The organism is Gardnerella sp. KA00718 (genome assembly GCF_049244285.1).
Taxonomy (GTDB): Bacteria; Actinomycetota; Actinomycetes; order Actinomycetales; family Bifidobacteriaceae; genus Bifidobacterium; species Bifidobacterium vaginale.
The window spans coordinates 114,560-134,347 of the sequence record NZ_CP058370.1 but is presented as its reverse complement, the minus strand read 5'-3'; the positions used below and the strand labels follow the sequence as shown (position 1 = coordinate 134,347).

General features: G+C 41.3%; 17 protein-coding genes. 10 read left to right on the top strand and 7 right to left on the bottom strand.

The window, feature by feature from the left end:
- Nucleotides 1-9 precede the first annotated feature (9 nt).
- Complete coding sequence (locus tag HXT55_RS00510) at nucleotides 10-1,125, bottom strand: class E sortase (protein ID WP_421792227.1); 1,116 nt, start codon at nucleotides 1,123-1,125, stop codon at nucleotides 10-12.
- 9 nt (nucleotides 1,126-1,134) lie between these two features.
- The gene (locus HXT55_RS00505) at nucleotides 1,135-1,932 is read right to left on the bottom strand and encodes a DUF881 domain-containing protein (RefSeq protein WP_004113998.1); all 798 of its coding nucleotides are present in this window, start codon (nucleotides 1,930-1,932) and stop codon (nucleotides 1,135-1,137) included.
- A 76-nt stretch (nucleotides 1,933-2,008) separates the two neighbouring features.
- Here HXT55_RS00505 and crgA point away from each other — a divergent pair, with 76 nt between their 5' ends.
- Nucleotides 2,009-2,410 (top strand): cell division protein CrgA, encoded by a 402-nt coding sequence (crgA, locus tag HXT55_RS00500; protein ID WP_004113997.1) that lies wholly within the window; start codon nucleotides 2,009-2,011, stop codon nucleotides 2,408-2,410.
- 63 nt (nucleotides 2,411-2,473) lie between these two features.
- Here crgA and HXT55_RS00495 read toward each other — a convergent pair whose 3' ends face one another.
- Complete coding sequence (locus HXT55_RS00495; RefSeq protein ID WP_421792225.1) at nucleotides 2,474-3,781, bottom strand: THUMP-like domain-containing protein; 1,308 nt, start codon at nucleotides 3,779-3,781, stop codon at nucleotides 2,474-2,476.
- Nucleotides 3,782-3,994: 213 nt separating this feature from the next.
- On the bottom strand, nucleotides 3,995-4,696 hold the full coding sequence (locus HXT55_RS00490) for a rhomboid family intramembrane serine protease (protein WP_004116470.1): 702 nt from the start codon (nucleotides 4,694-4,696) through the stop codon (nucleotides 3,995-3,997).
- Nucleotides 4,697-4,866: 170 nt separating this feature from the next.
- Here HXT55_RS00490 and HXT55_RS00485 point away from each other — a divergent pair, with 170 nt between their 5' ends.
- Entirely contained in the window at nucleotides 4,867-5,079 is a 213-nt protein-coding gene (locus HXT55_RS00485; RefSeq protein ID WP_004113993.1) for a hypothetical protein, read from the top strand.
- Between the two features lie 202 nt (nucleotides 5,080-5,281).
- Here the strand turns inward: HXT55_RS00485 and HXT55_RS00480 are convergent, their stop codons facing one another.
- On the bottom strand, nucleotides 5,282-7,765 hold the full coding sequence (locus HXT55_RS00480; protein WP_421792223.1) for a glycogen/starch/alpha-glucan phosphorylase: 2,484 nt from the start codon (nucleotides 7,763-7,765) through the stop codon (nucleotides 5,282-5,284).
- Nucleotides 7,766-8,041: 276 nt separating this feature from the next.
- Here HXT55_RS00480 and HXT55_RS00475 point away from each other — a divergent pair, with 276 nt between their 5' ends.
- Complete coding sequence (locus tag HXT55_RS00475) at nucleotides 8,042-8,485, top strand: sterol carrier family protein (protein WP_020759672.1); 444 nt, start codon at nucleotides 8,042-8,044, stop codon at nucleotides 8,483-8,485.
- Between the two features lie 54 nt (nucleotides 8,486-8,539).
- On the opposite strand, the gene HXT55_RS00470 is transcribed toward HXT55_RS00475, so the two are convergent.
- Complete coding sequence (locus HXT55_RS00470) at nucleotides 8,540-8,947, bottom strand: DUF3073 domain-containing protein (RefSeq protein WP_004113981.1); 408 nt, start codon at nucleotides 8,945-8,947, stop codon at nucleotides 8,540-8,542.
- A 156-nt stretch (nucleotides 8,948-9,103) separates the two neighbouring features.
- Here HXT55_RS00470 and trpS point away from each other — a divergent pair, with 156 nt between their 5' ends.
- The gene (trpS, locus tag HXT55_RS00465; protein ID WP_101891685.1) at nucleotides 9,104-10,195 is read left to right on the top strand and encodes a tryptophan--tRNA ligase; all 1,092 of its coding nucleotides are present in this window, start codon (nucleotides 9,104-9,106) and stop codon (nucleotides 10,193-10,195) included.
- 126 nt (nucleotides 10,196-10,321) lie between these two features.
- On the opposite strand, the gene HXT55_RS00460 is transcribed toward trpS, so the two are convergent.
- Entirely contained in the window at nucleotides 10,322-12,094 is a 1,773-nt protein-coding gene (locus HXT55_RS00460; protein ID WP_004116483.1) for a threonine/serine ThrE exporter family protein, read from the bottom strand.
- A gap of 193 nt (nucleotides 12,095-12,287) precedes the next feature.
- Between HXT55_RS00460 and HXT55_RS00455 the strand changes: the two genes are divergently transcribed.
- From HXT55_RS00455 to HXT55_RS00430, 6 genes are all read left to right on the top strand, one after another.
- Nucleotides 12,288-15,044, top strand: coding sequence for a phosphoenolpyruvate carboxylase (locus HXT55_RS00455; protein ID WP_004116485.1), 2,757 nt, complete (start codon nucleotides 12,288-12,290; stop codon nucleotides 15,042-15,044).
- Nucleotides 15,045-15,232: 188 nt separating this feature from the next.
- Nucleotides 15,233-15,892: a carbonic anhydrase gene (locus HXT55_RS00450; protein WP_009993864.1), complete on the top strand. Its 660-nt coding sequence runs from the start codon at nucleotides 15,233-15,235 to the stop codon at nucleotides 15,890-15,892.
- Nucleotides 15,886-16,980, top strand: coding sequence for a permease (locus tag HXT55_RS00445; RefSeq protein WP_004573594.1), 1,095 nt, complete (start codon nucleotides 15,886-15,888; stop codon nucleotides 16,978-16,980). The genes HXT55_RS00450 and HXT55_RS00445 overlap by 7 nt, the downstream gene beginning before the upstream one ends.
- A complete protein-coding gene (locus HXT55_RS00440; RefSeq protein WP_004113975.1) occupies nucleotides 16,977-17,807 on the top strand; it encodes a TIGR03943 family putative permease subunit in 831 nt (276 codons plus the stop codon). The genes HXT55_RS00445 and HXT55_RS00440 overlap by 4 nt, the downstream gene beginning before the upstream one ends.
- A 69-nt stretch (nucleotides 17,808-17,876) precedes the next feature.
- Nucleotides 17,877-19,178 carry a hemolysin family protein gene (locus HXT55_RS00435; RefSeq protein WP_004573593.1) on the top strand — a complete coding sequence of 434 codons (1,302 nt, stop codon included), beginning with the start codon at nucleotides 17,877-17,879 and terminating at the stop codon, nucleotides 19,176-19,178.
- Between the two features lie 50 nt (nucleotides 19,179-19,228).
- On the top strand, nucleotides 19,229-19,708 hold the full coding sequence (locus tag HXT55_RS00430; protein ID WP_004573592.1) for a Dps family protein: 480 nt from the start codon (nucleotides 19,229-19,231) through the stop codon (nucleotides 19,706-19,708).
- The last annotated feature ends 80 nt before the right edge of the window (nucleotides 19,709-19,788 follow it).

Genomic DNA, 19,788 nt, shown 5'->3' with positions numbered 1-19,788 from the left:
ACTTACCCTTTAGTAAGGCGTTGCTGTGTATGCAGACATTTCTCTTAAGAATGGTATATTTGCCGAAACAAACGGGTATACCCATTGCATAAGTATCATAATGCATATTAGGTAGATAATTAAGGAGAGAATTAATCTCACTGGAAGAATTCCAGGCTGTAGCCTCATGAGTCCGCCAAAGATGCTGAATTCAGGCTTTGGCTTTAGACCTGCTTTAATCTCGCGTCTTAATGGCCACTGCCATGCAATAGCTCCAGCAGCAAAGATAATCAAATAAACTATCAGCGCGACAATCATAAGCGGAACAAGCGAATCGAGATGAGAGATCAAAGATTGTTGCTCGTTATTAACAAACTTAACTTTTCCGTTTTCATCTAAAGTAGAAAGCTCTTTTGGAATACCGTCAGAAACTTTAGCCCAATAGTCAAGCTCTCCAAAGCTAACAAAGCGGAACTTAGGTGTAGAGAACTTAGGTTCGCATGTAATAATGGTGATCATGCGTTTCTTTGGCTCTTTACTATGGTTTATTGGATCTGGGTCAAGAACCTCAACCTGTTCTGGTCTAACAATCTTGTGAGTAATGTATTTGTAAACGAACCAATAATCTTTAGTTCGAAGAATAATAGAATCTCCCTTTTGGAACCTATCAACATCCGCAAGAGGCTGACCATAACCATTGCGGTGACCAATAATTGTAATGTTTCCGATTTCTCCAGGCAACTCAGTTTTAGGATAATGACCTAATCCTCGACGATTAAGTATCTCCATATCTACACCTTCAATAACATTACGCTCCCATTGATCACCGAAGCGTGGAATATAGATTCGTGCTAGAAGATCTCCATGTTTAACGCCCTGTAATTTAGGAGGATTGTCTACTTGAGGAAGAGCAATTTTTGTTTTAGGACCAGCAGCAGGGTTTGTCCAAGAAACAGATTGACGTGTTTCAACTTGTATATGTTCAGCTTGTGCACCCGTCCACCACATCTGCCAGACAATATACAGTGCACAAATAACAGCGAAAGAAATAAGAAGTTCTCCTACAACACCAACTGCTTGCCAGATAATACTGGTTTTGCCGTGTTTAGTTTCGCTACGTTCGTGCATATTGTTAGAACGCTTCATGTTACTCCTTTATTGCCTGTTGGAATGGTGTTGTGGCGAAATATTACTACTAATAAAATCGGCATCTTTTGGAACCGAAGCATATCGTAGCGGCTGTAAAAGTGCAGAAGATTCTGCGAATTTTAGATTACTCTTTTTTTCCACTTTCCATCCCAACCCAAAACCGCTGACATAGTCTTTATATGTTCGAATTGCTGGAGAGTCATCCAGCGCATCTACCATGTCTTCGATTGAGCCAATAGCAGATATTCTATACGGTGGCGAGTACTGATGACCTTGTAGCATAAGCACATTTCCGATACAAACAACAGCAGAATTGAATAGTATGCGTTGGTCTTGGATTGTTATTGCCTCTGCTCCGCCTCTCCAAAGGGCATTTACCACCGCTTCTATGTCTTGTTGGTGTATTACGTAGTCATTTATGTTTGCGGAGCTTCCAGACCCGTTTACGGCTGTTTTCCACAGTGGTGAATCGTTTAGTGTAACACTAATTCCAGGTCCCTGTATTGCTGGGAGTATTGTGCTAGCACCAGTATCGTCGGAAGAATCTGCATCATTTGTATTATTCGTTAAAGTTTTGTTTAGAAGATTTACCTGTGAATCTAGCTCTTTAACATCTTCTCTTAAACTTTTTGCTCTTTGAGAATTTCTTTCTACCATCTGACCGGTGTCTGATGTAACAAACGCTGTACGATTAATACGCAAGTTAGTAATAAATAAATATCCTGTAAAAGAGATAGCTAATGCCACAGCAATGCTTCCTAACAGCGATTTTTTAGCGCTGTGTTTACCTGTTTGTCTAGCCATAGCATCCAGTCTTCTTATTGCGTTCGAGTGTAACTATTATTATAGCGTGTAGCCGATTGATTGGAGAGTTACTGTTATGGCTGACGAAGAATTAAACACATTGAATGCTGCTTCATCTGCCGATGCTGGCGAAGCAAAAGAATCTTCTAAAGAAGATTTGTATGGCGTGCCTATGGAGCAGGTTGAAGCTGTGCTGAATGCGACTGCGGACAAAGATTCTTTGTCTCCGCAGATACAGCGAATGATGAAGCGTCAAGAAGAAAATACTCGTAGAGTTGAAGAGTCAATTAAAGGAACAAAGGCTAATGCTGGTTGGTTTGTTCCGCTTTTCTGCACGCTTATGATTGTTGGTTTGTTCTGGGCGGTTGTTTACTACCTGAATCCTTCTCTACCAATTCCTGGAATTGGAGCATTTAATCTTTTGATTGCAGCATGCTTGGTTATGGCTGGATTCTTAATGACAATGTGCTGGAGATAAAAAGTTAATAGAACTTTTTAAATCTTGATTAATGGCTGCGTGCATGAGTGCGCAGCCATTAATTTATTTATTGTATATTATCTGTTTATCTGTTACTTGACTTGCTCTAATAATTACGTGCTGGTTTTTACTATCCGTAGTAGCCAGAATTCTAGTTGTACCACCATCTTTTAATTTAAGTTTTTTCTTCAAATCATTAACACTAATTGGAAAATTGTACGTGGCTATATTCGCGTACTCTAAGTCTGAAATAATTTGCTTGATTTCTTTTTTATTCATGCTGCAGACTCCTTCTATTTTCCAAATTTTTCCAGGAAAATCAGAGTTACAATTTTCTGAAATAAAAATGTGGCTGTTGCTTGCGATTTGATAAACACCATATTTTTGTATTAAGAGATTGAAACATCCTGCTTTCATAATAGATGCGTTTGGCTCATAAACATATTTAGCTAAATTTCTCCAATTTTCCATAACATTTGTGACATTATTTGAAATCTCGTAAGATTCTTCAACCTTGTGTAAAGACGAATCATATTTTGCGCAAAAAACAGTAATATTTTCATTGTTAACGCAATGAATCTCAATAATGTTATGTAAATTTGCGTCCAATACTAAAAGTAATTCTTTGCATTCATTGTTGTGAGAAATTATGTGTACCTGACTAACGTTTCCGTTAAAATCACATATAGCTTTTCTCCAATCAAGCATTGGGGATAGTTTTATAATCACAAATTTTGAAGCATCTAGCATCTGTGACTTTAGGTTTATAACATTCGGAGTGCAATCTTCTATAGCGTATGTTCTGGATCCTTTTTGGTCGCGTCTTGCGGGATCAATGTAAATAATGGTAGCTGAATTTACGTTATTTAATACTTCAGAGCTTGTGCAATTTACGCAATGAACATTTTTTAATCCCATTACAATCATATTGTGCTGGCTAATAGCAGATAATTCTTCTTGTTTTTCTGCGCAAATAGATTCACTGAATTCTTTGCTCATTATTGCGCAATCTACGCCAAATCCGCCAGTTAAATCAATTAGTGTAGTGTTAGACTTGTTTAAGTTATTATCTTTTATAAGATTATGAACTATCTGCGCCTTATATTGTGCGGTTGCTTGCGATGAACATTGTTCCATCGAAATGTGAGCTGGATATATTACTTGTTTATTCATATACCAATTAGGCAGTTTTGTTTTTGCAATCTGTTTTCCGCTTATTTGATTAACGGCAAATAAAACATTGATTTTGGGATTATTAGATGCTTTTAAAGCAGCATCTTTAGGGTTAGCAGCTTGATTTTCCTTAATAAAATCAAGTGTTTCTTGGCTTTGTGGATCTAGATGTTTTGGATGATTGAATTTAGATTGCATAATTTTATTTCTTATTAAGATTGGAGAAAATCACAATTTATAAAAAATGTGGATAACTTTTATGCACTTGTTAACAGGTTTTAAAAGACTGAGTTATCAACGTTTGTGTACAACATTGTGGATAACATGAGCAGATATTCCCATGTTATACCCAAGTTATCCACTTTTGTGTCCACAATTGTGGAGAACTACATACGTGTAATTTAAAGTTGATTAGCATATGCATAACATGCAAATAGATAGGAGCACAATAAGAATCAGTAAAGAATATATAGCAAAACGCTCATTAAAAGATGCTTTTTTAAGAATCGGATTATTAACTCCAAGCAAAGTAGCCAAAATTGTTCCAGTGATAAGACCACCAACATGAGCCTGCCAAGCAATATTTGGAATAATAATAGGCATAGCTAGAGTTAAAGCAATCCATATCAAAGTTCCTCGAGTATTTTCACCGAGTCTCCATTGAGCTACAAGAAGTGCCCCTATAAGCCCCATAATTGCACCTGATGCACCATAAGCCGACAAGAACCAGTTTCCCGTCATTCTGCAGTAAAGTAGGGTTGCAACGCATCCTCCTAGTCCTGAAATGGCATATAGGAAGAAGAACTTCCACCTGCCAAAGAATTTCTCTAATTCTATTCCGAGAGAATATAAGCAGAGCATGTTGAAAAATATGTGGCTAAATCCAGGAGAATGAACAAACATAGATGTAAACCAAGTCCAAATAGATTTTTTAATCAAAAATGGAGAAAATGCTGTATTCTCAATAAGTACTTGATACAAGTTTGGCGAAAAAGTATGAAGAATAATTTCAACAAGCCAAACAAACACACAAATATAAATGAGTGAATATGTAGCGCTTTTGCAATTAATCTTAAAACGCCTAATAATATTTTTTACATCAAAATTGTTCATAAAATAACATTATCTAATCGCATACACAAAGTTTAAATATTTGTAACCAATCTATATGATAAAAAAGATGCGAGTATTGAAAAAAATCACTATGATAGTGAGTACGCGAGTGAAACTCGATATAAATTGTTGACTTGGACGAGCAGGTCAGCTTGACGAAAGGAGCCATCATGGAGAACAGGTCCTCTGGCGGTTGGAAGTTCTTTGCACTGCTCTTTGGAGCACTGCTCGCAGGTATTGCAGCATTGTATGTATACAAGCAGCATAATCCTGATTATGATCCATGGGAGCAGCCATGGGAGAACAGCTCTTCACCAATCGATTTAGGTGCTGAAAAAACAGATAAGGAAGAATCTGAAGTAGCTAAGCCAGTTGAGGCTTAGATAGAATTAAAATTCTTATACTCAGATTTTTAGCTATATAAGGTGTGAAGTTCTGCACTTATAGTGCATAGTTTCACACCTTATTTTTTTTTTTATTTTGATATTTATTTTTAATTATTTTTATAAATAAAAAAGGCTGTGACCAACAAACGCTAGTCACAGCCTTTTTTATTAAAGCAATTTTTAAAATGCTTTTACATAATTATTCAGCAGTTGGAAGAGCGCCAGTGTGCCAAATGCGATCGAGGTAATCTTCGATAGAGCGATCAGAAGAGAAGTAACCAGAGTTGGCTACGTTCAAAACTGCTATGCGAGCCCACTTCATAGGATCGCGGTAAGTTTCCTCAATTTGAGCTTGAATATCCATGTAAGAGCTAAAGTCAGCCATTGCCATGAAGTAATCGTGAGTAAGCCAATCATTAACGAGTGGCTCATACGCGCTCTTGTCACCATTGGAGAATGTGCCGTCAGCAACCATGTCTACAGCAGTCTTCAATCGAGGATCAGACTCGTAGTACTTGCGGGAGTCGCCGTGATCGTAGCCTTCAGCATAGAGCTTCTCAACCTCGTCAACAGTCATACCAAAGAGGAAGAAGTTCTCAGCGCCAACGCGTTCACGAATCTCAACGTTTGCACCGTCGAGAGTACCAACAGTCAAAGCACCGTTCAAAGCGAACTTCATGTTACCAGTACCGGAAGCTTCCTTACCGGCCTGAGAAATCTGCTCATCCAAATCGGTTGCAGGAATCAAGTTCATAGCAAGTTCAATGTTGTAGTTCTCTGGGAAGAACACTGCGAGCTTGCCCTTGCATGCTGGATCGTTGTTCACAACGCGAGCAACATTGTTAATGAGCTGAATCGTAAGCTTTGCCATAGCATAGCCTGGAGCGGACTTAGCGCCGAAGAACACGGTGCGTGGAAGCATCTTGTCTACGTCGATTGTGCCATTCTTGATTCCAGCGTATGTGGAGATAACCTGGAGGATCTTCATGGACTGGCGCTTGTACTCGTGCAAACGCTTAACAATGGTGTTAAACATAGTATCTGGGTTGATTTCAAAGCCATACTTGTGCTTTGCAAAATCAACAAAGGCAAGCTTGTTCTGCTTCTTAACTTCAGCAAACTTCTTAACGAATGCTGGATCGTCAGCCAATGGCTTCAAACCTTCAAGAAGCTCCAAATCACCCTGCCATGCGTCGGTGCCCAAGCCCTCAGTAATAAGGGCAGACATGCGTGGGTTGCTCAAGCGCACGAAGCGACGAGGAGTTACGCCGTTAGTAACGTTCTTGAACTTATCTGGGTAAACGCTGGAGAAGTCCTTCAAAGTGACATCCTTCAACAACTCAGAGTGAAGCTCAGCAACACCGTTAACATAAGAACCACCGTAGGTAGCCAAGTAAGCCATGCGAACTACAGCACCTTCGCCATTTTCGTCAGCGTCGGTAGCGATACGCATGCGCTCAACCTGATCCTCAGCAACGCCTTTACCGCGAAGCTCATTGCGGAACTGCTCGCTAATGCCTTGAATAATCTCAAGGTGGCGTGGCAAAAGTTCGCCAATAAGCTTTGCTGGCCAAACTTCCAAAGCTTCTGGAAGAAGCGTGTGGCAAGTGTAGTTGAAGGTCTTGGTGGTAATGCCCCAAGCGGTGTTCCAATCGTAGCCGTACTCGTCCATAAGAACGCGCATAAGCTCTGGAATACCGATAACTGGGTGAGTATCGTTCAACTGGAAGTTGATCTTGCTTGGGAAGGTGGTGAGATCCGGCTTATCCTGACCTGGATAGAATACGCGGATAGCATCATGAATAGAAGCAGCTACGAAGAAGTACTGCTGCTCAAGACGCAAAGCCTTGCCTTCTGGAGTGGAATCTTCTGGGTAAAGAATCTTAGAAATGTTTTCTGCTGCAACCTGTGGCTTAACAGCATCCAAGTACTCAGACTTGTTGAAGGTGAGCAAATCAAATTCGTCGTAAGACTTTGCAGTCCACAAGCGAAGAGTGTTTACGCGACCAGAGTTGTATCCTGGAACCATGTAATCAACTGGAACTGCGCGAACAGACCAAGCTGGTTTCCAAACGCGCTTACCGTTTTCTTCAACAACTTCGCCGCCGAAGTTAACGCGCTGATCTCGACCGTAATCGATGTGACCCCATGGCTCTTCGTTGCTAAGCCAGTAATCAGGGGTTTCTACCTGCTTACCATCTTCGTCGAAGCGCTGCTTAAAAATTCCGTAACGATACTGGATGCCGTAGCCAAATGCTGGCACGCCGATAGAGGCGAGCGAATCGATGAAGCAGGCTGCGAGACGACCCAAACCGCCGTTACCTAAACCTGGCTCATACTCAGCATCGATAACAGCTTTTGGATCAAAACCAAGCTTAGTTACAGCCTTGTTGAACTGGTCAGTAAGACCAGCGTTAAGCAAAGCGTTCTCAAGCTGCTTGCCCATCAAGAACTCTGCGCTCAAATAGCCCACAGCCTTGGTGTTGCCGTTAATCATGTCATGCTGGGTCTGCATCCAAGAGTCCATCAAGTGGCGACGGACCGCGGTAGCAGCGGCAACATACACATCAGCCGTAGTGGCCTGTTCTGGCGTGACACCTTGAGTGTACTTCAGATGTTCTTGAAGTTCTTTGGCAAATGTCGCCGCAGTTGTCTTGGCTTTCGGCGCGACGTGTTTAGTCATATTTGACTCCTTGTGCCGTGAATAATATATTTACCTAAAATGTGCGAATAGCAACCCCTGATTATGTTGGTTGTAGCCGCGCCAAATTGCACTTAACAAGACGGTACGCGGCAATGCACACGTTTTCATTGTTGATGATATCACAACCCCAAACACTTATTAAGAATTATTCACAATATGACTTTTATTAAACTTTTATCTAGCTTTGATTTAGCTTTAATAAAACGCTACTAAAAATACAGATAATAGTCATGTAATTCATGAGATAATTCAAATATGACGGTTATAAGAGAAAAAGATATAAATCGCGCTAAAGAATCATTTAAATTATGGGAAAATAAGGCGAAGGTGTATGTGAAATCTCTGCAAGATAAGGAAAATTTCACATGTATTAACAGCAAAACTCTTGAAGTTAGTAGAGATGATGAAGCAATGGCTGTTAGGTATTCTCTTTATGTTTTGGAATCAATAGCGCCTGGATTTGCTGTAGAGGTAAGAGTAGCGCCCTGGGGAGCTATAAAAATCCTAGAAGGTCCACAATCAGATCCACACAATCTAACGCCGCCTGATGTTATAGAACTAGACCCAGATGTTTGGTTGCGGCTTTCCTGTGGAATAACAAAATGGAATTACGAGCAGCAAATTGGCAACATAAGTGCAATTGGAGAGCGAGATAACCTAAGCAATCTGCTGCCCGAACTCACAAAATCTCTTGCATGAGAATAATTTAATTCAACAATTTAATTCAACAATTACTTGTTTATTATTTTTAAATTACTTCTTATGCATAAAATTCGGCATAGGCATAGGAATATGGTGGTGGACCGTGCCAGAATTGCCGGACGATTTATCTTTATTGGCTGCAGACGCAGCTGCTTCAGCAGCCCACTTAGCGTAATCGTCTAAATCGTCATCGTTACAAGGAACAGAATCGCACGAGTCTTGCTCTTCATTAGCGTCTTTAGAATCGCTATCATCAGCAAAATCAGACGAATCTTCTTCCTTATCAAGATAATCTTTAGATTCATCATAATTATCAGATTCAAACGGATCGAAGGATCCCTGACCAGGCTCGTGAGTATTAAGCTCCTTAGCAAGCTCGTCATAATCCGTATCGGTCGTCAGGTATTTGAGCTTACGGGCAATTTTCTGTTGCTTTGCCTTCTGTCGTCCGCGGCCCATCTGACCCCCTCTAATTTACCGAAACAATCAATTCATCACACAAGAGCGTACCACTGTGCCGCAACCGAGTATATTGTCTGAGTGGACTTTTACGATAAAAGCCATATTTTTAAGCTTAAAAATCGCAAGAAAAATCGCGTGCGTAAGGAGTTAGAAATGTCAGAAGAAGCACAAGTTACGGCTGCTGGAAATGAAATAAGTGCAAGCTTTGTAGCAGCTCAAAAACGTTCAGACGCAACGCTTGAGAAGCTAAAAGCAAATCCTAGCTCCTTTACTATGCTCACAGGAGATAGACCAACAGGAAGACTTCATTTAGGACACTACTTCGGTTCGATACGTGAGCGTGTCGCAATGCAAAATCTTGGCGTAAACACAAACGTGATTATTGCAGACTATCAGGTGATTACAGATAGAGACACTGTTGAACACGTAGAAGATAATGTACTAAATCTTGTTCTTGATTATATGGCTGCTGGAATTGATCCTAAGAAAACAATGATTTTTACACACTCCGCTGTTCCTGCAGAAAATCAGCTTATGCTGCCATTTTTGTCTTTAGTTACAGAAGCCGAATTGCATAGAAATCCTACTGTTAAAGCCGAAATGGAGGCTTCTGGTCATGCTTTAACAGGACTTTTGCTTACATACCCAGTGCATCAAGCTTGCGATATTTTGTTCTGCAAAGCAAATGTTGTGCCAATTGGAAAAGATAATTTGCCACACATTGAAATTACGCGCACGATTGCTCGTAGGTTTAATGAGAGATACGCAAAGAAGAATCCTGTTTTCCCAGAGCCAGCTGCGATTCTTTCGGATACGCCAGAAATCCCAGGATTAGACGGACGCAAAATGAGTAAGTCTTACGGAAACTCGATTATGCTAGGCGCAACTGCAGAAGAAACAGCGAAGCTGATTAAGAAAAGCCCAACTGATTCTGAGCGCACAATTACATTCGACCCAGTGGCTCGCCCACAGGTTTCTGCGCTTTTGACTACTGCTGGTTTGGTTACAGGCAGAGATCCAAAAGATATTGCGCAAGAAATTGGTGACGCAGGCGCAGGAGCACTAAAAGCGTATGTTATTGAATCTGTAAACAACTTCCTTGCTCCACACCGCGAGCGTCGTGCGGAATTGGCAAAAGATATGGACGCTGTGAGAGATATTTTGCACGATGGAAATGCAAGAGCTGCTGCGATTGCGCAAGAAACACTTGATCAAGTGCGAGAAGCAATGAACATGAAGTACTGATTAGCAATATTGATTAGCAATAATTAAATCTGATTAATTCTTGCTTGATTGCATACAAATAAAACGCCCAGTAGTCGCTGGGCGTTTTTGTTTAGGTTTATACTATTTTGTTTATTTTCGATATTACTAAATGTCGTATCGCCAGCTTTTATCTGTTATAACTCGCGCAACAGCAAGTCCTAATGGCAAGCAAATAATCACCATAAACGCGCGGAAAGTCCAATCTAAAGCAGGAAGAGTATTAAACTGTCCAAGATAAAACATTGCGCGATACATATAAAGTCCAGGAACCATAATCACAATAGATGGAACAGTAAGACCAATACGCGGATAGCCCAAATATTGAGGCGCCCAACCCCTATGAACTACAGATCGCCAAGCAGAAGCCAAAAGACCAGCAAGCAAAGCGCCAGTAAATGCTGCGATTTCTGCAGCAATACCAAAATCAGCCATAGTTAAGCGCAAAGTATCGGTAATCGCGCCGATTATTCCAGCAACGAAACACATTCTTTGAGGAGAATTAAACAGAACGGAGAATCCCCACACGCCTGCAAACGCTGTAATCATTCTAAGAACAGCATTAAGCCAAGGATTTAAGCCCAGTGGAGTAAAGCCTTGGGGATTAAGTTGAACAAGGCTTGCAACCATCCAGCCAGCAAGAGTACCCATTAGAATAATAGCCATTGTGTAGCAAAGTCGCTGAATGCCAGAAGGAAAATCAATCTTAGCAATATCCAAGCCGCCTGTAATAAGAGGAAAACCTGGAATTACAAACAAAACAGAACCGATATAAGCTGTATTGTGGTGTAAGGCAGCAGGATCAAAACATCCAACAAGTCGAAGAGAAGCAATGCAACTCAAAGCGCCAACAGCAACAGCAATAAACGTTACAACAAATTGGTTTAGATGATGCATAAACATGCGTCTTCTAACATAATGACCAATGCCAGCTCCAATAAAAGCACCAAGCATATCGTAAGCGCCGCCGCCGAGCAAAAATGCGAAGGATGCGCATGCTACTGCAGACGCAAGACCCGCAAACCAAGGCTTATAAAGAGGCTTACGATTTTTAATTAAATCGAGACGGTCGTGAACTTGACGAACAGTAAGCGGCGCGGAAGAATCGCAAGCGGGATTTTGATTAGATAAAGCGGCGGAATTGTTTTTAAGATCTAAATTCAAATTATTTTGGCTATTTTGAACATTTTTGACATTTTGAACGTGAGAAAAATGCTCAGCATACGTTCTTTCTGGTTGAAGCGCAAAAATTCCACGAGGTTTTTCTTTGCGAATCGCCTCTTGAATTGCCATTTTTTCTTCGACTTTTGCAGCGTGCTCCTCCGACTGCTTAGCTGTTTGAACAATCGCATTCTCATTGCTGCTAGCTTGAAGAGTGTCCACCAACTCCTTAGAAACAGCTGCCTTTGAATGGTATAAGGAATCGTTTCCAAGTTTAACATTAAACCAATCTGCAAAATGTTCGAGAAGCCAAATTCTCTCCGTATTTACGCCAGTAGTAGGCAGATCAACAACTTCGGTAATGCGCTCATGCTTATCTGTGCAAGTAGCCTCAATATCGGTTAAATTAACGTCTGCACGAACATTTACACCCATAGGTTCGCCAATGCGGTGCATAAGCTCGCGAACGCGGTAGCTTCCAGTTCCTGCGCCTAAACCTAAAGCGCCAACTCGAATAATAATGCTGGATTTTGCTGCAATCCCAGCTTCCGTAACTGGTTTATCCCAATCGCGCTCAACATCTTCCATATCTAGCGGAATCGCGTGCGTTTGAAAGCGCCCAGAAGGCTTTCCTACTATATGACCAGTCGAAAGTATTTGTGGAGTATTGCCTATATTACTGTTTGAATTACTATCAGCGTTATTCTCTTCTATGCTCACAATTTTTAGTATACGCAGCGCGTAGCCTATAAGAAATTTATAGAAAAAATCAGTCCTAAGGTCGGTTCACAATTATTTTGGAATCTCGCTGGGAACAAAGGCTGTGGGCTTGCAACTTTTGACCTAAATAACCGCGGAGGAGCCGCGGAAGTCAAATGACCAAGCAACCTTATGACTAGCACAAGGAGGTCTGATGACAACTCAAAATCAACAGGTTACTCCAGCAGACGCAACAATAGTTACGTCTGGACTAGGAAGAAAAGGACCTGAAGAGCGCGAACTGCCAGCATCGCTTAAGCAAGACATGGATTTATGCTTACATATTCTGCGCGATGTATTAGGCGAATTTGATGAAAAACTATTAACCGTATTCGACGAAGTGCGATTAAACGCAGTAAACGCAAGCACAGCACACTTCGCACAAATGGTTGATGCACAAGGAACAGAAGACGACGGGCTAAACAAAGCTGTAGAAAAAATCAACGGCATGGATTTGCCAGATATGCAGCTTCTTGCGCGTGCGTTTGCTACATACTTCCACTTAGCAAACCTTTGTGAAGAAAACTACAGGGTCTCCGTGCTGCACCAACGCGAATGCGAAGTAGAAGAATCTAATCCCGTAGACCCAGTTAACGAGCTAACATGCGCATACCACAAGTTGCTCACGGAAATGAGCCCTGCGCAAGCTAAGGAACTGCTAAATAAGCTTGAATTCCATCCAGTTTTCACAGCGCATCCAACCGAAGCAAGACGAAAAGCTGTAGCTGGTAAAATCCGCAGAATATCAAAGCTTCTAAGCAAACACAATAGGCTAGGAGGATCAGACAAGCGCGAAAACTACAGGCGTCTATACAACGAGATAGACGCATTGCTCCGCACATCGCCTATTGCTCTTAAAAAACCAACACCAGTTGAAGAAGCAGACACAATACTAGATATATTCGACGCAACATTATTCAACACAATTCCGTTGGTTTATCGCAGATTTGACGATTGGCTTTTGGGCAAAAAAGCTGGATTAGTGCCACCGCGCTGCCCAGCATTCTTCCACCCAGGAAGCTGGATTGGATCCGATAGAGACGGAAATCCAAACGTTACAGCAAAGGTAAGTAGGCAGGTTGCGAGCAAGTTTAGCAACCACGTTTTGAAAGCGCTGGAAGAACGCACGCGCGAAGTTGGCAAATGCCTGACTATGGAAACACGCACAACGCCTCCAAGCGTTGAACTGCTGGAACTTTGGAACCGACAGAGGGAAATGAGCGAGCAGCTCACTGAAAACGCGTCCGACGTATCTAACAGCGAGCCGCATAGAGCCGTTATGCTTGTGATGGCAGATCGACTACACCACACGATTAGCCGCAATACAGACTTGATGTATCATTCTTGCGAAGAGTTCATTGAAGATTTGCGGATAGTGCAACGTTCGCTTGCTGAGGCTGGAGATGCTCGAGCAGCATATGGACCATTGCAGGATTTGATCTGGCAGGCGCAAACCTTTGGATTCCACATGGTGGAGATGGAGTTCCGTCAGCATTCGCTCGTGCATTCGCGCGCATTGGAAGATATTCGTGAGCATGGATTACACGGGGAGCGTGGCCCTCTGCAACCGATGACTCGCGAAGTTCTAGACACATTCCGCGCGCTTGGAGCAATTCAAAAGCGAAATGGAATGCGAGCGGCTCGCCGCTACATTATTTCGTTTGCAAAGTCTGCTCAGCATGTTCGCGATGTATTTGAGCTTAATCGCCTTGCGTTTGCGCATCCACAGGATGCTCCAACAATTGACGTAATACCACTTTTTGAGCAGCTAGAAGATTTGCAGAATTCGGTTAATGTTCTTGAGGAAATCATTAAGATTCCAGAAGTTCAGGCTAGACTGAAGGCTACTGGTCGCAAGATGGAAGTTATGCTCGGCTACTCCGATTCTTCCAAAGACGCAGGTCCTACTTCTGCAACACTTGCATTACATTCTGCTCAAGAACGTATTGCACAGTGGGCTAAAGATCATGACATTGATTTGACACTATTCCACGGCAGAGGAGGAGCTGTTGGACGAGGCGGTGGTCCTGCAAACCGTGCTGTTCTTGCTCAACCAGTTGGTTCAGTAAATTGCCGATTTAAGCTTACTGAACAAGGTGAGGTTATTTTTGCTCGCTACGGAAACCCAATTCTTGCCATTCGTCACTTGGAATCAGTAGCTGCAGCAACTTTGCTTCAATCTGCTCCAAGCGTTGAGAAAACCAACACGGAAATGACTCATAAGTATGCGGATATGGCTCAAAAGCTTGATGTTGCAGCGCATAATCGTTTTATTGATTTGCTTCAAACAGATGACTTTACGCCTTGGTTCTCAACCGTTACTCCGCTTAGTGAGATTGGTTTGCTCCCAATCGGATCTCGCCCTGCAAAGCGCGGTCTTGGTGCAAAGTCTTTGGACGATTTGCGCACAATCCCGTGGGTTTTCTCTTGGGCGCAAGCTCGAATCAACTTGGCAGCGTGGTACGGCTTGGGTACAGCTTGCGAAAAGTTTGGCGACTTGGAAACTCTGCGCAGAGCTTACGAAGAATGGCCGCTGTTTAGTACTTTTATTGACAACATTGAGATGTCTTTGGCTAAAACAGACGAGCGAATTGCTCGCATGTATCTAAGCCTTGGAGATCGCGAAGATTTAAGCGATAAAGTGCTTTCGGAAATGCAACTTACTCGCAAGTGGGTTTTGCAAATTGTTGGAGATAAATGGCCGTTGCAACATCGCCATGTGCTTGGCCAGGCGATTCGCGTGCGCTCGCCTTACGTGGACGCGCTTTCTGTAATTCAATCACTTGCTTTGCATAAGCTTCGCAATAAGGTGGATAAGGAAGAATTGAGCGAAAGCCAGCAAGCAGAGTTCATCTACCTGATTCTCTGCACTGTTTCCGGTGTTGCTGCAGGCTTGCAAAACACTGGATGATTTTAATAAATTACTGAATCAAGAAGGCTCTCGTATTTGCGAATTGCAATACGGGAGCTTTTTTGATAATAGGATTATATTCTTAAACAAAATTCTTATTTACTACGAAAGATACAATATATTCTAAGTCAAAAATTTTAAACTTTAAGCAACTGAAAATATTGCCAATGCCAGTGTAGGAGATAATAATGCAAGAAGAAGTCAGCGAAGATTTTGCTAATGAAGATTCAGTTTTAGCTACATCGGTATTAAGCGCAATGCTTGCAGGGAATCGCAAATTTGCAGACGGCAATTCAGCGCATGCAGGCGTAAATTCAGAATCGCGCATGAAACTTATTGACGGTCAGCATCCTGGAGCTGTTGTGCTTTCGTGCGCAGATTCGCGAGTTGCTCCAGAATTTATATTCGACGCCGGTTTGGGCGTTATTTTTTCTGTTCGCACAGCTGGAGAAGTGTTGGATGATGCCGTAATAGCTTCGCTAGAATACGCTGTAAGTGATTTGGGAGTAAAAGTGTTGGTTGTGCTTGGGCATGAGCATTGCGGCGCCGTAAAGGCTGTTTTGCCGAACGTGCAAAAGCTGGTTTCTGAATACGGCGAAGATAAAACAAGCGAAATAATTGAGTCGAGCGAGTTAATATTGCTGCGTTCTTTAGGGCCTGCTGTGCTCGCAGGTGTTGAGGAAAATTTAGATACAGATGATATTGAACGTATTCACGTGTCTAATATTTTGGCTGAAATTTGTGAAAAATCACAAATAATTCGCGAAGCTGTTTTCAAAGACGCTTTGATGCTTGTTGGAGCAAGGTATCGAATGAGTGACGGCTTGGTGGAAGTGTTGTCATGCTAAAAACAGAAACCGAAGCAAAAACAACGAGCCAAGTAGAAAAAGCAAGTAAAGCAGAACAAGCAAATTCTGCAAACTATCTATATTTGATTATAGGGATTCCTTTTATTTCTTTGATTATTGCAATGTTTCCAGCGTTGCAAGCGCGCAACCCTTGGATGCCTGTAAACACTATTATTATGGGTGTTGCTGGGCTGCTTTTACAAGCTGTTCCTTTTACGCTAATTGGCGTGCTTGTTTCTGCTGCTGTAGAAACGTGGATTACGGCAGATTTTATTGAAAAACACGCTCCAAAGTCTATTGCAAACGGCTTTTTGGCTGCAATTCTTGCTGGAGTCTGTGTGCCAGTATGTGATTGTGTTGTTGTTCCAACGTTTTCTCGTCTTGTTGCGCGAAAGCTGCCATTGCCTTGTGCTGTGACATTTCTATGCGCTGTGCCAGTGGTAAATCCTGTTTCTATTTGGGCTACTTGGTACGCATTTGCGGACGTTCCAGCAGTTGCTGTGACTCGAGTGGCTTTGGGTGTTGGTGTGGCTCTTTTAGTGGGAATTAGTTTTGTGATTTTTCCTGTAAAATCACAAGTTTTAAGGGAAAAATTTTTCATAAAATCATGTGGATCAACATGTGATTCATGTGATTTTGACAATAATGATGGGCCTTTAATAAGTTTTAAAGATCATTTAAAAATTTATGCTCATCACGTCTATGCGGATTTTATGCGATTAATGCCAATAATATTGTTTGGAACAACTGTAGCTTCGATTATTCGCGTTTGGCTTGGCGCAGATCCTGCATCAAAAATAAACACAACAACAGTTTTTGTGGCGATTCCAGCAATGATGCTAATAGCATACGCAAGCTCCTTATGTTCAAGCTCCGACGCAGTAATTGCGCGCTCTTTGGCTGCTTCTCTTCCAATGAGTTCAGTAATTGTTTTTCTGCTTTTTGGGCCAATGCTAGACATAAAAAACACTCTTATGCTTATTGAAGATTTTAAAGGGAAATTTGTGATACGTCTAACAGCAACTATTGTTGTTATTTGCTTACTCGCAGCGCTTCTTGTTCACCTTGCATGGGGTGTGATGCTATGAGTAGTGTAAATGTTGTATGCAATGTTGATTGTAATAATGCAGATTGCAAGCAAACTAAGCATAAAATTACTTTTGCTCATATTGCGCAATCGTTGTGTTTGATTTGCTTTTCAGCCACACTAATGTGGAGCGCATTAAGCGGATGCTACACAATCCTTACCACTCCGCGCGCATTCGTATACCTTATTTTTGCTGCGATTTTGCTTTTTGTTTTGGGAATTTGCTCGCTTTTTGGTATTATTCCAGTTTTTGCAAAAGATTCTAAACGCATTCTTGTTTCCCTAATAATTCCAATGCTCGTGATTTTAATTCCACTTCAAATGTCAAAATCAGCATTAGATCAAGGTTTTACAAAGTCTGCAGGTTTTGACGAGTACGCCTCTGGGCGCGCAATAGCAATCGCGTCTAATCGTAAAAATAATAAAAAAACTTTAAGAGGACTAGACGTAGCTAATAAAAAAATTATTATTTCAGACGATGATTTTGGAAATTGGTATGACGAAATTGACCATAATTTAGAGAAATACCAGGGATATGAAATTGTGGTAAAAGGTTTTATAAGTCGAGAAAACACGCTTTCTAAAAATCAGGTTCGCATATCTAGACAATTTATGTCTTGCTGCATTCTAGATATGTCTCCGTTTGGGTTTGTTGCAGATTTTTCTAAAAACTTACGATTTAAAAATCACCAATGGGTGATTGTAAAAGCTAATATTTCATTAGGGAATATTGGTGTTAGTGGATATTCACACAAAGGTGTTGTTCTTAAAGTTGAATCCATTAAAGAGATAAGTAAAGCTCCATCCGGTTATTTTTATAGAACCTGATTGTGTATATTATTTCGATATTAAGCACAAAGCTTTTTATATATGTTAAATTCAACTAAGATAGCAAGTATGTCGTTGGGTTTTAACATTGCACTCATTGTTGTGTTCCTTTTGTTTGGTTCCATATTTGCAGCAACCGAACTTGCGCTTGTTAATTTGCGATCGTCGCAATTAGACCGCATGGAAACGCAGGATGCTCGTGGGAAAAGAGTTGCAAAAATAGCTCGAGATCCAAACACTTTTCTTTCCACTCTTCAAATCGGAGTTACGCTTTCGGGATTTCTTTCGGCGTCTTTTGGTGAATCTGCAATCGCGCCTCATATTGTGCCAATTGTAAAGTCTTGGGGAGTTCCAGATCATGTTGCTGGACCATTAACGACTATTGTTTTAACGCTTATAATATCGTATTTTTCAATAGTAATTTCTGAACTTGTGCCAAAGAGAATAGCAATGCAGCGCTCTGAGCAAATCGCTCGAGCAGTTGTTCCAGCAGTAGATATATTCTCCAAAATATGCAAGCCTTTAATATGGTTGATTGCTAAGAACACCAACGGTTTTGTGAGACTTCTTGGATTCGATCCAAACGAAAAGGAAAGTGAAGTTTCCGACGAAGAGCTACGTGTTTTAGTTAACTCGAATAAAAAGCTTAGCCAAGATGAGCGAACAATTTTAGACGATGTTTTTGATGCTTCTGAAACGATTGTTGCCGAAGTTATGCGTCCTCGTGCAGACGTTGAGTTTTTGGACGGATCTTTAAGTCTTGAAGAAGCTGCTGCAAAAATTAGAGAATTGCCATATTCTAGATATCCTGTAACAGGCAAAGATTTTGACGATGTTATTGGATTTGTGCATGTACGCGATTTGTTAGATGTTAGAGATCCTAATGCTAAAACAGTTGCAGATGTAACTCGAGAAGGAATAAGTCTTCCTGGAACGTCTAAATTGCTTCCAAGCTTGGAGATGCTTAGAAAACGCGGAATACATCTTGCTGTTGTTATTGACGAGTATGGCGGAACGGATGGCATCGTAACTCTTGAAGACATGACCGAGGAATTGGTTGGAGATATTAGAGATGAATACGATTTGCCAGACGAGTCAGATTTGAAGCGTGATAGTAAAGCTACTGTGTTTGTAAACGGGGTTGCTACAGTTGACGGTGGAATGACTATAGAAGATTTCGCAGATGTGACTGGAATTGAGCTAGAGGATGGACCTTATGAAACTGTTGCAGGCTATTTCCTTGCTCACACTGGCTCAATGGGCAAGGTTGGAGCTATTTTGCACGATGCGGATGGCTACGATATGACAGTTACGGAGGTTGATGGGCGTAGAATAGCTACGATTGAAGTCAGAAAAACCGAAGTAAATTAAAGATTTGAATAAAATTAAACAAAAATAAACAAAAAATGGAGGATACTAATATGGCTTTAACTCATATTGTGCCAGGTCTTGACGAATCGGCTAGTGAGAAAGCAATCGATATTTTGCAGAATCGCTTAAGCCATGAGCAGGAAGCTGCTTTAGTCTTAAAGCATGCACATTGGAATGTTACGGGTCCAGACTTTATTGCGGTTCATGAAATGCTTGATCCTCAGGTTGCAGAAGTTTTAGCTCAAGCCGATGAAACAGCTGAGCGAATTGCAACGCTTGGTGGATCCCCACTTGGTCGCGCAGACGATGTTGTAGCTTCGCGCACTTGGAAGCGTTTTGCTCTTAGTGGTAGAAAGTCCACCAAAGAGTATTTGCAAGCATTAATTGAGTATTACAACGATATGATTGCAGATGATCGTAAGGCAATTTCTCAGCTTGATGATCTTGATATTGTTAGCTCTAATATTATTCAAGATCATGTTCAGCAGCTTGAAAAGTTCCAGTGGTTTATGCGCAGTCATTTAGAATAATTTTGTAGAATAATTTTGCGACACGCTTAGATTTGCTATTTGACATTTTTGTTTCATGTGCTAATCTAACTACTTGTATG

Coding starts and splice junctions, on each gene's coding strand:
- HXT55_RS00510 (WP_421792227.1), bottom strand. CDS start 1,125: ATGAAGCGTTCTAACAATATGCACGAACGTAGCGAAACTAAACACGGC.
- HXT55_RS00505 (WP_004113998.1), bottom strand. CDS start 1,932: ATGGCTAGACAAACAGGTAAACACAGCGCTAAAAAATCGCTGTTAGGA.
- crgA (WP_004113997.1), top strand. CDS start 2,009: ATGGCTGACGAAGAATTAAACACATTGAATGCTGCTTCATCTGCCGAT.
- HXT55_RS00495 (WP_421792225.1), bottom strand. CDS start 3,781: ATGCAATCTAAATTCAATCATCCAAAACATCTAGATCCACAAAGCCAA.
- HXT55_RS00490 (WP_004116470.1), bottom strand. CDS start 4,696: ATGAACAATTTTGATGTAAAAAATATTATTAGGCGTTTTAAGATTAAT.
- HXT55_RS00485 (WP_004113993.1), top strand. CDS start 4,867: ATGGAGAACAGGTCCTCTGGCGGTTGGAAGTTCTTTGCACTGCTCTTT.
- HXT55_RS00480 (WP_421792223.1), bottom strand. CDS start 7,765: ATGACTAAACACGTCGCGCCGAAAGCCAAGACAACTGCGGCGACATTT.
- HXT55_RS00475 (WP_020759672.1), top strand. CDS start 8,042: ATGACGGTTATAAGAGAAAAAGATATAAATCGCGCTAAAGAATCATTT.
- HXT55_RS00470 (WP_004113981.1), bottom strand. CDS start 8,947: ATGGGCCGCGGACGACAGAAGGCAAAGCAACAGAAAATTGCCCGTAAG.
- trpS (WP_101891685.1), top strand. CDS start 9,104: ATGTCAGAAGAAGCACAAGTTACGGCTGCTGGAAATGAAATAAGTGCA.
- HXT55_RS00455 (WP_004116485.1), top strand. CDS start 12,288: ATGACAACTCAAAATCAACAGGTTACTCCAGCAGACGCAACAATAGTT.
- HXT55_RS00450 (WP_009993864.1), top strand. CDS start 15,233: ATGCAAGAAGAAGTCAGCGAAGATTTTGCTAATGAAGATTCAGTTTTA.
- HXT55_RS00445 (WP_004573594.1), top strand. CDS start 15,886: ATGCTAAAAACAGAAACCGAAGCAAAAACAACGAGCCAAGTAGAAAAA.
- HXT55_RS00440 (WP_004113975.1), top strand. CDS start 16,977: ATGAGTAGTGTAAATGTTGTATGCAATGTTGATTGTAATAATGCAGAT.
- HXT55_RS00435 (WP_004573593.1), top strand. CDS start 17,877: ATGTCGTTGGGTTTTAACATTGCACTCATTGTTGTGTTCCTTTTGTTT.
- HXT55_RS00430 (WP_004573592.1), top strand. CDS start 19,229: ATGGCTTTAACTCATATTGTGCCAGGTCTTGACGAATCGGCTAGTGAG.